The 14,543-nt window shown below is 66.4% G+C and carries 8 protein-coding genes; 1 reads left to right on the forward strand and 7 read right to left on the reverse strand.

Annotated features, from left to right (window positions below):
• Nucleotides 1-93 precede the first annotated feature (93 nt).
• Nucleotides 94-7,344 carry a non-ribosomal peptide synthetase gene (locus HQ325_RS14185; RefSeq protein WP_222630447.1) on the forward strand — a complete coding sequence of 2,417 codons (7,251 nt, stop codon included), beginning with the start codon at nt 94-96 and terminating at the stop codon, nt 7,342-7,344.
• Here the strand turns inward: HQ325_RS14185 and HQ325_RS14190 are convergent.
• The 7 genes from HQ325_RS14190 to HQ325_RS14220 all read right to left on the reverse strand — a co-directional run bounded on the left by HQ325_RS14190 (nt 7,290) and on the right by HQ325_RS14220 (nt 14,427).
• A complete protein-coding gene (locus tag HQ325_RS14190) occupies nt 7,290-8,222 on the reverse strand; it encodes a diiron oxygenase (RefSeq protein WP_308014435.1) in 933 nt (310 codons plus the stop codon). The two genes, HQ325_RS14185 and HQ325_RS14190, sit on opposite strands and share 55 nt — an antisense overlap.
• On the reverse strand, nt 8,219-9,094 hold the full coding sequence (locus tag HQ325_RS14195) for a prephenate dehydrogenase/arogenate dehydrogenase family protein (protein WP_222630449.1): 876 nt from the start codon (nt 9,092-9,094) through the stop codon (nt 8,219-8,221). Before HQ325_RS14195 ends, HQ325_RS14190 begins: the two co-directional genes overlap by 4 nt.
• Complete coding sequence (gene pabB, locus HQ325_RS14200; protein ID WP_222630451.1) at nt 9,091-11,235, reverse strand: aminodeoxychorismate synthase component I; 2,145 nt, start codon at nt 11,233-11,235, stop codon at nt 9,091-9,093. The genes HQ325_RS14195 and pabB overlap by 4 nt, the downstream gene beginning before the upstream one ends.
• Nucleotides 11,232-11,627 carry a chorismate mutase gene (locus tag HQ325_RS14205; protein WP_222630453.1) on the reverse strand — a complete coding sequence of 132 codons (396 nt, stop codon included), beginning with the start codon at nt 11,625-11,627 and terminating at the stop codon, nt 11,232-11,234. Before HQ325_RS14205 ends, pabB begins: the two co-directional genes overlap by 4 nt.
• A gap of 115 nt (nt 11,628-11,742) precedes the next feature.
• The gene (locus tag HQ325_RS14210; protein ID WP_222631071.1) at nt 11,743-12,582 is read right to left on the reverse strand and encodes an ABC transporter permease; all 840 of its coding nucleotides are present in this window, start codon (nt 12,580-12,582) and stop codon (nt 11,743-11,745) included.
• Nucleotides 12,583-12,655: 73 nt separating this feature from the next.
• Nucleotides 12,656-13,462 (reverse strand): ABC transporter permease, encoded by an 807-nt coding sequence (locus HQ325_RS14215; RefSeq protein ID WP_222630455.1) that lies wholly within the window; start codon nt 13,460-13,462, stop codon nt 12,656-12,658.
• Nucleotides 13,459-14,427, reverse strand: coding sequence for an ATP-binding cassette domain-containing protein (locus tag HQ325_RS14220; protein WP_222630456.1), 969 nt, complete (start codon nt 14,425-14,427; stop codon nt 13,459-13,461). Before HQ325_RS14220 ends, HQ325_RS14215 begins: the two co-directional genes overlap by 4 nt.
• Nucleotides 14,428-14,543: the final 116 nt, after the last annotated feature.

A 14,543-nucleotide genomic window follows, 5' to 3' on the forward strand; every position in this document is an offset into this window, starting at 1 on the left:
TCGTACTTGTGGAGGCTGTGAGAGCGGCATTTCCGGTTATCGTGTCGGGAGCCCGCCGTGACCCACGTCGACACCGGCGGGCAGAGGATGAGCGTGAGACAGAAGAGCTTGGCCAGGGTGGTCGCCGATCGAGCCCGGTCGTACCCGGACTTGCCGGTGCTTCCCGGCAGTTCGGTCACGTTCGAGCGTCTCGAACAGACCGCGGCGGCTCTCCGGACGGCTGTACCGGCGTTCGCGCAGGCCCCGGACGATGCTGTGCTCGCCGCCGCGGCCGCCCTTGCTCCGGACGAGTCGGCCCGCCTGTCCTCGGCGCTCGGTGAGACGATTAGGTCATCGGCCGTCGCCGGCGGAACGGTCGTAGCGACACTTCGGCGTCTGGCGGACGCGAGACCGGACCATGTGGCTGTTCGCGAGGGTGAGGTCGAACTGACCTATGCGCAGCTCTGGGACCGTGCGTCCGACTCCGCGGAACGCCTTCGTGCGAACGGGACGGGACCGGGCTCGATCGTCGGAGCGCCGACGGTCGAGACCATCGATGCAGCGATCGAGGTCGTGGCGTGCGCTCTGTGCGGCGCCACACTGGCATTCGGCACGGGCGAGCTGCCACCACGACGGCCGGATCTCACCGCCCTGCTCGTCGTCCGCCGCCTCGACACATGGTTCGTGTTCGACGACGACGCCATCGTGCAGGGGTGCAGAGCGACATGGTCGGTACCGTCCGGGCAGGGCCCGGTTCTGTGGTGGCACATGAGCGATGCCGCGTGGGGACCGGTCGAGTTCTGGGGCCCGCTGCTTCTGGGGGTGGGACTGACCGCGGTCGACCACACCGTGAGTCCTGCCGAACAAGTACGGCGAGACGGTCTGGGTCCCGTCGCTGCGACCGTCCACCAGCTTCCGGCTCTGAAGGGCGTGCCCGCGGTCGTCGTCGACGCGCAGTTACCGGTCGAGGACGGTCGTCGATCGGTGACGTTCTCGGAGGGGACCTTCGGAGCGCTGGACGCGGGCCACGGTGTCGTACTCGACGCTCGGCTGCGTCGTGTGCCCCCTGGCGTGATCGGGCACCTCTACTCGACAGGTGAGTCCGCGGCAACGATGTCGGCCGATCCGAGAGCGACCGCCGGCAGGTCGGTCGCCGCGCCGGTCGCCACGGGCGCCGGGCCGGGCGAGACGATGGTGTGGACGGGGGTGAGCGCGTCCACGGCCGTCGACGGGTCGGTCACCGTTCGAGGTCGTCTCGCGGGTGCAGCCGTCGTCCGCGGAGTGCGGGTCGACCTGGAGGGCATGGCCGCTCGCTTACGGGACGCCGACGGCGTGATCGACGCCCACGTCGTCGTGCTGTCCGACCCGAACGCAGGTCCGCGCGTGATCGCCCATGTCCACACCGAGGATCCGCGCCCACCCGCAGTGGTGCGCCGCGCACTGCTCGACACGCTGCCGGACCACGCCGCGCCCGCCGCCCTCGTGTTGGTACCCGTCATGCCCGTCGGTCGCGACGGGCGGGTCGACGAGACAGTGCTTCCGGCCGTCGGCATCACCGCCGCGCGTTCGTTCGCGGACGGTGGCGACGTGCGCGGAGCGACGATCGATCTCGTGCAGTCGGTGTTCGCGGACGTCCTGGGGACGACGACTGTCGGGTACGACCAGAGCCTCTTCGACCTCGGTGGGTCGTCGTTGACGGCCGCGCGGGTCGTGGCTCGGGTCAATGCCGCCCGATCGGGACAGCTACGGGTGGTGGATGTCTTCGATGCCCCCACCCCCCGCGGATTGTCTCGACTACTCGACGACGCGGCTCGGGGGGAGGGCGACGCAGAGATCGTTCGCCTGGCCGCGGTCGCGAACACGCCGCGACCGACGCGACTCCCTGTGGCCCCCGCTCAGATCAGACTGTGGATCCTGGCTCGTCTGGACCCGTCGTCGACCGCATACACCGTGCCCCTCGTGCTGCGCCTGACAGGCGAACTCGACCTCGATGCGCTGACGGACGCGTTGGTGGACATCACGTCGCGACACGACAGCCTGCGTTCGACGTTCCCGGAGGACGACGACGGGCCGTATCTCTCCATCGCGTCGGTGTCGTCGATGCGAGGCCGGCGACCTCCGGTGATCGATGTCGAGCTGGACACGGTGTCGGAGGAAGTGACGTCTCTCGTGTCCAGGCCTTTCGACGTGACGTCCGAAATTCCCTATCGCGCAGCGATATTGCGAGTGTCGGAGACGGTGCACGTTCTCGTGGTGTGCCTGCACCACCTCGTCGTCGACGGCGCGTCGTTGACGCCGCTGGTGACCGACCTCGTCACTGCGTATGCCGCGCGGGCTCGGGGAATGGAGCCCGGTTGGTCCTCGGAGGCCCCGTCGTACGCCGACTACGCCAGGTGGCAGGTCGCCCTGCTCGGTTCTGCGGAGCACCCCACTGCGCGCGCCGCATCGCAACTTCGGTACTGGGACGCGGAGCTCGACGGACTCCCGGCCTCGCTCGATCTTCCTGTCGATCGTGCGGAGGGAACGCTGTTGGCACGCGCCGGCGACGTGGAGCTCGACGTGTCGGTGTCGCTGCACCAGGAGATCGACGCGTACGCCCGTCGCCACGGAGTGAGCGAACACATGGTGCTTCTGGCCGCGTACGCGGTCGGGGTGGCTCGCTGGTCCGGCGGTGAGGATTTCGCGATCGGTGTGGCGGTGGCCGGACGCAACGACCCGGCCCTGGACGCCGCGGTCGGTATGTTCGTCGGGACGGTCGCAGTTCGAGTTCGTGTCTCGCCGTCGTCGACGTTCGCAGATGTGGTTCGCCGAGTTCGCGATGCGTCCCTCTCCGCGTACGACTCCTCCGACGTGCCGTTCGAGTGGATCGCGGCGAGGCTCGCTCGTGACGGTGCCCCGCTCTATCGGATCGGGTTCGCCTACGGGGCACCGGCATCGACTGTGTCGATCGCCCTTCCGGGGCTCCAGGTGGACACGGTCGACGCGGGTCTCGGAGCGCCCAAGGACGATCTTCTGTTCACGGCCACGTCGTCGGTCGACAGTGCCGGTATCCCGTCCGGGATCACGTTGTCGATGATCTACTCGACTGCCTTGTTCGACGAATCCACCGTGAGGTCCGCGCTGTCGGTCGTCGAGGCCGTGCTCTCGTCCGGAGTGTCGGACCGAGCGTGCCCAGTGGGCGATCTCGACGTCCTGGGTGACGCCGAGCGTGCACGCCTCATGTCTGCTCTTCGTGGACCCGAACCGGCAGATCACCCAACCCTGTTGCCGGACCTGCTTTTCGGCGCGGCCGCGGCCTTCGCGGACAGTACAGCAGTCGTCTGCCGTACCGACTCGATGACCTACCGGGAACTCGGTGCGCGTGCGAGTCGGCTCGCACGAACACTGATCGCTGCGGGTGCGGGACCGGGAGTCGTCGTGGCGTTGTCCTTCCCGCGATCGCTCGACATGGTGGTCGCGGTGTGGGCCGTGGCGGCCACCGGGGCCGCGTATCTGCCACTCGACGCTGCGTACCCTCCCGCGCGCACGGCGTACATGGCGAACGATGCCGGTGCTTCGATCGGTCTCGCCCGGCGCTCCACGATCGGGTCGCTACCCGACACGGTGGCGTGGACGGCGATCGACGACGAGTGGGCACTGCCGGTCGACGCCGATCCGCGGTGCCGGCCCGTCGCGCCGTCGGAACGACCGGGGTTGCTGCGCATCGACTCGGCTGCGTACGTGATCTACACCTCGGGATCGACCGGGGCACCCAAGGGTGTCGTCGTGACTCACGCAGGGATCAGCGGGCTCGCCGAGGAGGCACGTCGACGTTTCGCGACCGGTCCCGAGTCGCGTCCGGCGCAGACGGCGTCGCCGAGCTTCGACCCGTATCTGCTGGACATGCTGGTCTTCACTCTCTGTGGCGCCACCCTCGTCGTGGTTCCGCCCGAGATCGTCGCCGGTGACGAGATGACGGAGTACCTCGCAGAACAACGCGTCACCCACCTGTCCACGACTCCGGGAGTGGTCTCGACGCTCGATCCGCTGCGCCTGCCGACGGTGCAGATGATGTCGGTCGGAGGCGAGACCCTCGCGCCGACGCTGCGAGACATCTGGGCGCCCTCGGTGAGGATGGTCGGCGCGTACGGACCCACTGAAGCGACTGTGGCGAGCCACTTCTCCGATCCGCTGCGAGTCGGCGAAGTGGTGACTCTGGGGCGGGCGGTCACCGGATCCGGCGCTCTCGTCCTCGACAGCCGACTGCATCCGGTACCGCTGGGTTCGGTAGGTGAGCTGTACCTCTACGGAGAAGGTCTCGCCCGCAGCTATCACGGGCGTTCCGCGTTCACTGCGACGCGATTCGTCGCCGGCGGGTACGCCGGTGCGGGATCGCGGATGTATCGCACCGGCGACCTCGTCCGTGCGGTCGCCGCGACCGACGGAAAGATGCCGACCCTGCGCTACGTCGGTCGCGTCGACACTCAGATCAAGGTGCGGGGGATCCGGGTCGAGCCACAGGAGGTCGACGCCGTCCTTCTCCAGATGTTCGCGGTGGAGGCCGCGGTCACGGTGGGCAGGCGAACTCCTGGCGGGGAGACGATGCTCGTCACCTACTACGTGGACGGCGAGGTGACGCAGGATCCCGAGGAGTTGCGGACGCGTCTCGCTGCCGAGTTGCCGCCCGCATCGGTTCCGGTCGTCCTGGTTCCGCTTCCGGCTCTGCCGCTCACGCCCAACGGCAAGGTCGACACCGGCTCACTGCCCGTGCCCGAGGTGAACGCTCCGTCGCCGCCCAGGCCGCCTCGAGGAGAGACGGAGCACGCCGTTCTGGCCGTCTTCGCAGCGGTGACGGGCATCGACGGTCTCGGAGTGGACGACGACTTCTTCCGGAGCGGTGGCGACTCTCTCAGCGCAACCCGCGTCGTCTCGCGCCTCGGACGTGAGATCGGCAGGAGGGTTCCGGTGCGGGCTCTGTTCGACGCTCCCACGGCAGCTCGTCTGGCGGCATACCTCGATTCTGTCGGCGAAGAACCGGGCACGGCGCCGCCGATGCTGGGTTCGATCCCGCGTCCGGCACGAATTGCGCTGTCCTACGCGCAGACTCGGATGTGGTTCGCCAACCGTTTCGACGTCGTCACGACAGGACAGTCGGATGCGGAGTCGGCACGGCCGGCAACGGCGTACAACGTACCGCTGGTGACGAGGGTGACCGGTGATCTCGACGTCGACGCACTGGCGGCTGCTGTCGACGATGTGGTCATGCGACACGAGTCGCTTCGCACTCGTTACCCCGACTCGGACGACGGCCCTTATCAAGAGATCCTGCCCGCGTCCGCACTACATCTGGGCCTGACGCCGCTGTCGGTGTCCGACCACGAACTCGCAGGAGAGGTGGCGCGGTTCGTCGGTACCGGGTTCGACGTGACCGCTGCGCCACCTCTGGCGACCCGGCTCTGGCGCCGAGAGGACGGATCCCACATGTTCGCGCTGGTGGTCCACCACGTCGCCCTCGACGGTGAATCGATGCGGCCCCTGGTCCGAGACCTGCTGCAGGCCTACTCCTCCCGTGCGAAGGGGGAGTCGCCGCAGTTCCCGGACCTGCCGGTTCAGTACGCAGACTTCGCTGTGTGGCAGCGCGCGTCTCTCGGTGATCCGGAATCCTCGTCGAGCAGGGCCGCCGAGCATCTGGGGTACTGGCGATCCGCACTGGACGGGATACCGGAAGGACCGATTCTTCCGGCGGACTTCCCACGCCCGCCGGTGCCGTCGCTACGTGCCGAGACGGTGCCGATGCACCTCGACGCGGACATCCACCGGGCGGTGATCGACATGGCAGCGGCAACAGGAAGTACGCCGTTCATGGTGGTGCACGCCGCCCTGTCGGTGTTTCTCGCGCGATGGGCGCGGACCGACGACGTGGTGATCGGGACGCCGGTGGCAGGCCGTGGTGACGAGATGCTCGACGAGGTGGTGGGTATGTTCGTCGGTACCGTGGCGCTGCGAACGAGAATCGATGGCGCGGCGTCGTTCGTCGATGTCGTCGACCGGGTGCGCGACGGCGATCTCGCAGCCTTCCATCACGCCGAACTGCCGTTCGAGCGAGTGGTGGATGCGCTCGCCCGGGTGGGCTCTACATCGCATCACCCGATATTCCAGATCATGCTCTCCTACCAGAACATCGAGAGGCCCGTGGCGCGCGTCGCGGGCATCGGATTCGAACCGTTGGACGTGGACCCCGGGACGTCGCAGTACGACCTGCACCTGGTGGTGTCGGAGGAGTTCGAGTCCGACGGTTCTGCGACCGGAATGCCCGCCGCGCTGACGTTCGCGACCGACGTCTTCGATGCGCGGACGGCGCGGGCATGGACCGACACGTTCCCGATGCTGCTGCGGGCTCTTCTCACGCGACCGGAGCGACCTGTGGGGGACGCACCGATGACGACCGAGTCGCAGACGGCGGAACTGCTCGCAGCGGGCGACCGCGCGCCGCTGCCGGCGCGCACACTGTCCGACCTGCTGAGCGACGCCTATCGTGAACACGGCGATCTGGTCGCGGTCGAGGACGGAACACGGTCGCTGACCTATCGGGAACTGGGAGAACTCGTCCGTGAGCGTCGCGACGTTCTCGTGGCGTCGGGGGTCGGACCGGAATCCGTGGTCGCGGTGTCGACCGAACGGAGTATCGAGTCGGTGATCGACGTACAGGCCGTCGTGTCGGCGGGTGCCGCGTATCTGCCCGTGGACCCGGACTGGCCCGCCGAGCGCCGGGACTTCGTCCTGGCATCTGCCGGGGCGGCGACCGACACGCGTGCCGTTCCTCGGCCGTCCTCACCCGCCTACGTACTGTTCACCTCCGGGTCCACCGGTGAGCCCAAGGGTGTCGTCGTCACCCACGCGGCCGTCGTCGGGCAGTTGCAGTGGCTGCAGTCGATCGTTCCCGCCGATCCCAGCGGTGCGATTCTGTGGCGGTCACGGATGACGTTCGATCTGTCGGTCTGGGAGTTGTGGTGGCCGATGCTCGGCGGTGCCCGACTCATCGTTGCCCCACCGGACTGTGACCGCGATCCGGCGGTGCTGGCCGACACGGTGCGACGTCATCGAGTGACTGCGCTGACTTTCGTGCCCTCACTGCTGGAGTCGTTCCTCGCCTTCGATCGATCCGGCGCCGCCGACGCTCTCGCCACCGTGCGCGACGTTCTGTGCATCGGTGAATCGTTGCCGCGAACTCTCGTCTCGTCGCTGGCGGCAGCGTCACGAACTTCGGACGGTACCGCCCCGACCGTTCACAATCTGTACGGCCCGACGGAGGCCGCCGTGAGCGTCACCCATCACCGCGTGAGGTCTTCCGCGCAGCGACGACGCAGTTCCTCGATCCCGGAATAATCCTGCAACAACGGCTTTCGCGAGGCATCGACGCTCACGTCCGCAAGTATCCGATCGCCGTCGTCGATGCCCTCGAGTTCGAGTATTCGCGCCCACGTCGTCATGTCGTTGGACGCGAAAGCATCCATGGCGCCGTCCAGTCGGTCGTGGAAGAATTGTCGATCCCGGCTGGACAGGGCGCGATGGACGACCAACGCCATCTCGGCTGCGATCGACGCGTGGCAGTGCTCGTCCCGCTCGTGCAATGCGACGGTGGCGCGGTTCACCGGTTGAATGTCGGGGCCGTCTTCGATCAGCGCGAGGTAGGACGTGATCGAGATCTCCGCGACCGTGGTGTAGGCGAGTGTGGTGAGGTGCTCGTCCCGTTCGCTGTCGCAGGCCGCCAGATCGACCCGCATACGCCGAACAGTAGCCGGATCGGGCAAGTCGCGGTCAGAAGCGTTGATACCCCGGGCACGACGGGTGAGAGCGCTCGCCTGCAGGTGCATCAGCGTGTGGTACTGCTCGTCCACCATCGCCTGGGTGACGGCCACCGCGAGGGTGTCGCCCATCCCTGTATCGAACACGTCGCGGGCGAGTAGTGCGAAACCGGGATTCACCACGTGTTGTTCGACGTCCATCACGTTCTTGTTGAACGCGATCCACGCGCGAGCGCGGATGCGATGTCGTCGATCTTCGGAGAGCGCGCGGTAGGCAGGGTGACGGCCGAAGGGAATCAGGCCGTCGGGATAGTCGAGTTTGTCCGCATCGAAGAGGTCGTCGAACTGCTGCTCGGGCTTCTTCACCGCCGCTCGCCTACCCCAGTTGGCGCCCAGTCGCGCCACCACGGCATTCTCGACATCGTTTCGGGGGGACAGGGACACGTTCGGGATGGTCACGACTGCTCCTTGCTGTCCGACCTGATCTGCACACCTCGGTCGAAGAGATGTGCGCAGTGGCTGCCGTATTCCTGCGCGGCGTCACCCAGGCTCGACCGTGCTTCGACCATGACCGCTGCGAAATCGTCCACGCGGGTGCACGCGTCGTCCACGACGTCGACTGCCTCACGGAGGGCAGCGCGCGCGTCCGCAGCGAAGGGGTTGCCGTGTTGCACATCGAAATACACCTCAGGCGTGCCCGAGGACACCCGCGCGACCAATGCCGACAACGTCACGTGTGGGGGCGGACCGAGGGCGGTGGCGAGAGCCGGGTCGATTCCCATTCGAGCCGCCGCGACGCCGAATGCCAGTGCTGCGGCGTGAGTCAGTGCCTGAGTGGATGCGACGGCTCGGTCGTGGTCCTCGGCGGATACCAGCACCACTCTGCCGCGCCTCGTCAACATGTCGACGAGGCGCTGCACCGCGTCGCCGTCGCGGTACACCGTGACCGCTGTGGTCCGGCCGTCCATGCCCAGCGACGGTGCGAACAGAGGATTGATCCCTATCGCGGGTCGTGATCGCGTGGTGCGCTCGACGGCGCGGGCCATCGCGTTCTTGACAGACAGGGTGTCCACCAGGAGAGCATCCGGCTGCATGACGGTGTCGAGGTGGGGTACCGCCGCGAGGGCCACGGATTGCGGCACGGCGAGGACGACGGTGTCGCACACGGCGAGCAACCTCGCCGCACGACTGTCGCGCGCGAGTACGTCGTCGTCGGGATTCACGGCCGAATCCACAACTGTGACAGTGTCTCCCGCGCGCTCGAATGCTTCCACGTACATGGATCCGACCGACCCCGCGCCACCGACGACGACCACATCGGACGCCGTCATCCGGCGTACTTCTTCCGGGACACCGGCCGATGCTCACCGGCCCTGGCGGGCTTCCTCCACGCATTCCATCGGGCCGGGGCCGGACTGGCCGACGCGGAGGAAAGCGATAGAGCGCGCTGCATCGTCGCCGCCTTGACCAGTGTTTCCTCGAACTCGTCCTCGGGGTCGGACAGAGCGGTGATGGCACCACCGATGCCGAAGCGCACCGTGGTCGGCTGCACCACCATCGTCCGGATGACGATGGACAGATCCGCTGTCCCGTCCAGGGAGAGGTAGCCGATGCTTCCCGAGTAGACCCCGCGTGGCCCGCCTTCGAGGCGGTCGATGATCTCCATGGTGCGAATCTTCGGTGCCCCGGTCATCGATCCGCCGGGGAAGGTGGCACGCAGACAGTCCACGACCGACGCGCCGGCAAGTGTGCCGCGAACCGTCGACACGAGTTGATGGACCGTCGCGTACGTCTCGACCCCGAAGAGCGTGGGAACGTGAACGGAACCCGGGACGCACACTCGCGACAGATCGTTGCGGACGAGATCCACGATCATCAAGTTCTCCGCGCGGTCTTTCTCCGACTCCGTCAGGTCGCGTTTCAACGCGTCGTCGGACTGAGCGTCGACGCCGCGAGGACGGGTGCCCTTGATGGGTTTCGACTCCACGACGCCACGGCTGTCCACGCGCAGGAATCGCTCCGGAGATGTACTCACCACGGAGAGTCCTTCGAATTCGAGCACCGACGCGTACGGCACCGGGCTGATCGCGCGTAGATGATCGAATGTCGCCACGGCGTCGATGGTTCCGGCGGTCTCACCGGCATTCGTGAGACAGATCTCGTAGGACTCACCTGCGGCGATCTCGGAAAGACACTCTCGGATGCGCGAGACGTAGGCGGCATGGTCGTGGCGCAAGGTCATCGCGGCCTCGGAAGGATGAGTCGTGATCGGCGCGGGATCCTCTGTCCGATCTCCCGCCGTCGGAAGATGACCGAGTACAGCCGCGGTGTCGTCCAGCCATCGCCGGGACTCGGCATCGTCGGCCCCGGCGCTCAGACACAACGCGTAGGCGCGTCCCCCGTCGTGATCGAGCACCACGGCTCGATCGGCGAAAACCAGGGCGGCATCCGGATCGGGGGACGAGTGGGCAGCGGCGCCACCGGTCTCCGCCTTCAGCTCGTACCCCAGGTAGCCGACGAAGCCGAGATGGAAGTCGAAGGGGAGTTCGGCCCGCCGGTCCACCACGGACTCGCGTAGCGCGCCGTCCAGGTAGTCGAAGAAGGTGGATGTGATCCGGTCCGTCGTCCCGTCGCTTCGGCGGACTGTGACCGTGCCGGAGTCGAGGTCGTACGTCACGTACTCGGCGCGGGGGCCCCGGGTGTCTCCGATGATGGTGAAACGTGAACTCGCTTCGGTTCTCGCGGTGCCGTCCAGCCAGAACCGTCCGGTCCCGGCGGTCACGGCATCGAACACTGCCCGGGGCTCGGGGGCGACTGCCACCTCCCGGTAGTCGACGACCAGCGTCGGCGTCTGTCGCGAACGGGCGCGGATCTCGGGCGGGACCTGGCGGTCTGCGCGAGTAGTGGTCATGTCGCGGAAGTTGGCGAGCAGTCGGCGGCCACCGGACGACTCGATGGACTCCGGGTGGAACTGCACACCCCACCTGGGGAGCGACGAGTGCTCGATCGCCATCGTGATGCCGTCGTCCGTCCATGCGGTGACGACCAATTCTGCGGGCAGGTCGGCGACGACCAGAGAGTGATACCTGACGACCGAAAGCGGTTGATCCAAGCCTGCGAAGAGGCGCGTTCCCGTGTGCCTGATGCGTGACACGCGACCATGCATGGGTACCTCGGCGCGAACCACTCGCGCGCCGTGGGCGGCTGCGAGTCCCTGGTGTCCTAGACACACACCGAGCACCGGCAGGGTCGTGTCGGTGAGAAGCCGAGAACACAGACCGAAGTCGGCCGGCCGAGTGGGGTCACCGGGGCCGGGTGAGATGACGATGTTGTCGAAGGCCGTCTGATCGACGGATGCGTAGTCGACATCGTTCCGCACCACTGTCGGAGCGACACCGTTGACCTCCGTCAACAGGTCGTACAGGTTGTACGTGAACGAGTCGAAGTTGTCGACCAGGAGCGTTCGGGTCACCGGGCGCTCGGATCGTCGGTGTCCGACGCGACCAGGAGATCCTCGACACGACACGTCTCTGCGATGATGAGTGCATAGACCTCTTCGAGGTAGTCGGGACTCAAATCGTGACGGGTCGCGTACTCCCGAGCGCTTCGAGTCACCTGATCGACGCGGGCCGGTTGCATCACAGGGATGTCGAATCGGCGCTTGAGCAAGCCGACTTCTTCGCACACGCGGAGTCGATCGCGCAGCGCATCGCGCAAACGCTGATCCACGACATCGAGTTCGCGGCGCAGTGCCGCCAGATCGACTTGCGGATCGGCGGTCGACTCCGACCGATCTTGGCGCTGCGTGTCATCCGGCTCAGCTGTCACAGCAATCACCCCTTCTTCGTTCCTCGAGCAGTACATCGTTCGAACGAATCGAAGTGTTTCCGTTCCCTTCGTAACTGCCCGTCCTGTGTGCATTCGGTGCCACGAGCGGAGACGATGGTCGGTCGGGCGAGTGACGTGATCCGGTGTGGAATCAATCCCGGCCGATGGCCGCCTTCCTGTAGCCGCGTACGGCAGGGAACGCGAAGACGGCGGTGAGGGCGACCGCCCAGACAGCCGTCTGGATCAGAGGTCCCTGGACCGGTCCACCGACAGTCAGTCCCCGCATCGCATCGATCGCGGTACTCATCGGCTGATTCGCCACGAAGCCCTGGAGCCAGGGCGGGTATGCACGAGTAGGGACGAAACCCGAGTTGAAGAACATCAGGAGCGTGCAGACGAGCGAGAGCAACTCGACGAGCGGCAGCTTCGGTGCCATCACGGCCAGCGCCGTGACGAACGTCGCGAATCCGGTTCCCAGCAGCAGAGGCACTCCGAAGAACGCGATCGCAGCGAGCGCTCCCTCCTGGAAGCGGAAGCCGATGGCGTAGCCCACCGCCACGATGAACACAGTGGTCAGAACCATACGAACGGCTTCGGCGAGAAGACGTCCCGTCAGGCCCGACGCCCGATGGGTCGGCATCACCCAGAACCTGGTCAGCAGGCCCGTCTGCGCTTCCCGCTTGAGCGCGACGCCGCTGGCGAGGGCACCGAACACGGCACCGACCAGCGCTATGAGCGGTACCTGTCCGTATACCGCGTTCTCTCCCGTGGCTCCTGTGATGGACCGACCGAGAACGACCGAGAACATGAGCAACGTCAGAGACGGGTAGAAGATCGTCTGAATCATCGTCAGGGGATCCCGGAACCACTTCATCAGCAGCCGTTTGGCCTGGAGCAGGCTGTGGCGTACATACACCGACATGCCACGCTCGGAAGCAGGCCGGTCCGGGGCGGGAAACATCGCATTCGGACGATCGGAGACGACGGACATCGTTGCGTCGGGCCGAGGACCGACCGCGGCACCCGGCATCGTGCCGGCGACTGGATCAACGGGACGTGTCATGTCACCCTCTCCTGACGTTCGCCCAGATGGACAACGGTGCGAACACGATCACGAACACCAGACACCACAGAAGCGCCGGGACGAGGGCGGGTGACGCCACGGTGCCCTCGGCGAGATCTCGCATCGCCACGGCGAACTGCGAGATCGGCTGGTTCCTCGCGAACGGACGAATCCATTCGGGGAACCCTTCTTCGGGAACGAATCCGGTGGACAACATCCCCAGGATGAGCTGTGGAAGCGTCAAGGCCTGGCTGGTCGCCTCGGGACTACGAGAGAGAACGCCGATGGCGTCTCCGCCGAGCGCGAAAGCGGTGCCGACCAGCATGGCGATACCGACGAACAAGAGTGCGGAGATCACGCCGCCCGTGAAGCGGAAACCGATGAGGTAGCCGTAGATGAGTGCCGCCAGTAACGACAGTGCCGATCGGAACGTCGCACCCGCGATACGCGCGAGCAACGGAACCGCCGGCCCGATCGGCATCGTCTTGAATCGCGGATTGATGCCGTTCAGCTCCTCCGCGGCTCCACGACCAGCAGCAGATATGGCAGTGAACGCCATCGCTTGAAGAACGATGATCGGCATCACGAACTGCGCGTAATCGATTCCCTGCACCCGCATGACGAATCGAAGCGGGAGATAGAAGCCGATGGCGAAGATCGCCGGAGCGATGAGAGCAACGGTCAGTTCGTGCGTGCGAAGTTGACTGGCGATGACGCGTCCCGTCAGCGCCTTCCATTGCTGGAACGACGACAGCTGGGGTGCTCGGTGCCGTGCCCGTGCTTCGGGGGTCGTTGCATCGACGCTCACGACGACTTCCTGTCACTGTCGCTGTGACCGGTCAGCGACAGGAACACGTCGTCGAGAGACGGTCGCCGCAACGCGATGTCGGTCAGTTCGATGTCCGCGAGGTCGAGTCGGCGCACGACTTCGGCGAGAGTGCGCGGACCGTGAGGAGCTGGAATGGAAAGGCGGTTCTCCTCGGATTCGTCGACGAGTCCCGCCGCCCCAGCGACATCGACGAGAATGAGCTTCAGCCGGTCGAGGTCCGACGGATGTCGCGGCGCGACCTCGAGAAAGCTCGAGCCGGTGCGAGCCTTGAGCTGATCCGCGGTCCCCTCGGCAATGACAGTTCCCTTGTCGATGACGACGATGTTGTCGCTCAGCAGGTCGGCTTCTTCGAGGTACTGAGTGGTCAGCAGGATGGTGATTCCCTGAGATTTCAGGCCGTCGACCAGGGACCACACACTCTGACGACTTCGCGGGTCCAGGCCGGTCGTCGGCTCGTCGAGAAACACGACGTCGGGCCGGGTGACCAAGCCGCAGGCGATGTCGATGCGACGGCGCATTCCACCCGAATAGCCGGATACCTTACGATTCGCTGCCTCGACGAGATCGAACTGTTCGAGCAATTCCAGACCGCGAGCGCGTGCATTGCTCTTCGACAAGCCCATGAGACGGCCGAAGAGTTCGAGATTCTCCGCGCCGGACAAACCCTGATCGAGGGCTGCGTACTGCCCGGTCAGCATGATGCGCTTGCGCACCTCCTGAGGCTGTTCGTGCACGTCGAATCCTGCAACCGTGGCGTGGCCACCGTCAGGACGGAGCAAAGTGGTGAGAACGTTCACCGTGGTCGTCTTTCCGGCGCCGTTGGGCCCCAGAACTCCGAGTACCGTCCCGACCGGCACCGAGAAGCTGACTCCACGCAAGGCGTGGACATCGCCGAAGGATTTGGTTACTCCATCGACATGTACGGCCGCTTCGGGAATAGGCATAGGGCGAGTATTGCAGAACGGCAGTCGTGCACGAGGTGGGCGACCTGCCCGTCACCGACGATGTCACCGTGCGCGCGTTCGCGCGGATGACGATGTGGTCTCGGCGTTGCAGAGAA

This window comes from Rhodococcus sp. BP-349, assembly GCF_019835845.1.
Classification (GTDB): domain Bacteria; phylum Actinomycetota; class Actinomycetes; order Mycobacteriales; family Mycobacteriaceae; genus Rhodococcoides.